The organism is Caldisericum sp., from assembly GCF_049967455.1.
GTDB lineage: Bacteria > Caldisericota > Caldisericia > Caldisericales > Caldisericaceae > Caldisericum > Caldisericum exile_A.
In genome coordinates this window covers 1-678 of the sequence record NZ_JBMFSR010000107.1, presented here as the reverse complement: position 1 = coordinate 678, position 678 = coordinate 1, and the positions used below count along the sequence as shown (strand labels likewise).

At 29.8% G+C, this 678-nt stretch carries 1 protein-coding gene; it reads left to right on the top strand.

Annotated elements, in window-relative coordinates:
* Positions 1-257 precede the first annotated feature (257 nt).
* Positions 258-620: a hypothetical protein gene (locus ACP5SP_RS08050; protein ID WP_428076564.1), complete on the top strand. Its 363-nt coding sequence runs from the start codon at positions 258-260 to the stop codon at positions 618-620.
* Positions 621-678 lie beyond the last annotated feature (58 nt).

Sequence of the window (678 nt, the reverse complement as noted above, 5' to 3'; positions counted from 1 at the left end):
CCTTTTCCATTCTGCTATTTTTTTATCCATACTTTTATTATACAAGTTCAGACTCATTAGCGGTAATCAGTAGTTGTGAGCATAGAACCACTCCTTTTTTTGAGATCAACAAAAGTATAGGATGATTCCATGCTCATTGTCTACTGTTTTCAAAGAGTGTTATTCAATATTCACGTTCCAAATCGGAAGTGCATAGTTAAGGAATTATATCTTTATTGACATTTATACCCAAATGGTTATATAATGGAGATGATGGATTGAAAATAATATTTTACCCAGAAGGACTGAACGATAAAGAATCGAGGATAAAAGAACAAATAGAATCATTAAAAAAAGATCATTTCAAGAGATACACGCAAATACAAAATATATTTTCTTTAATTGAAAAAAATGATTTTAAAGTTTTAAAAGATTTAGAAAAAAGAGGCATTTACAAACCATTGGGAGAAGGCATGCATGAATTCGACATACCGCCTCATGGAAAAGGAGGAGTAGTGCGTATATATTTTACTTTTCACAAAGAAAGGAAAGATACAATTGTTATTCTTGACATGGAATTGAAAAAAAAGAATAAGGCAGATATAGAAACAGCGAAGGAGAGGAAAAAAGAATATGATTAAAAAAAAGAAAATAGAAGAATTAAAAAAAATGGAACAAAGGTACTATGAATGGGAAAAG